This window comes from Haemophilus sp. HMSC066D02 (assembly GCF_001810545.1).
Lineage (GTDB): Bacteria > Pseudomonadota > Gammaproteobacteria > Enterobacterales > Pasteurellaceae > Haemophilus_D.
In genome coordinates this window covers 1-381 of sequence record NZ_KV801818.1, presented here as the reverse complement: position 1 = coordinate 381, position 381 = coordinate 1, and the positions used below count along the sequence as shown (strand labels likewise).

Annotated in this window: 1 rRNA gene; it reads left to right on the top strand. The window is 52.5% G+C overall.

Going from position 1 to position 381, the window contains the following annotated elements:
• Nucleotides 1-381, top strand: a 16S ribosomal RNA gene (locus HMPREF2750_RS07130); the annotation flags it as partial.

Below are 381 nucleotides of genomic sequence, written 5' to 3'. Positions count from 1 at the left end.
TTTGATGACGAGTGGCGGACGGGTGAGTAATGCTTGGGAATCTAGCTTATGGAGGGGGATAACTACGGGAAACTGTAGCTAATACCGCGTAATATCGAAAGATTAAAGTGTGGGACCTTCGGGCCACATGCCATAGGATGAGCCCAAGTGGGATTAGGTAGTTGGTGAGGTAAAGGCTCACCAAGCCGACGATCTCTAGCTGGTCTGAGAGGATGACCAGCCACACTGGGACTGAGACACGGCCCAGACTCCTACGGGAGGCAGCAGTGGGGAATATTGCGCAATGGGGGCAACCCTGACGCAGCCATGCCGCGTGAATGAAGAAGGCCTTCGGGTTGTAAAGTTCTTTCGGTAGCGAGGAAGGCATTTAGTTTAATAGAC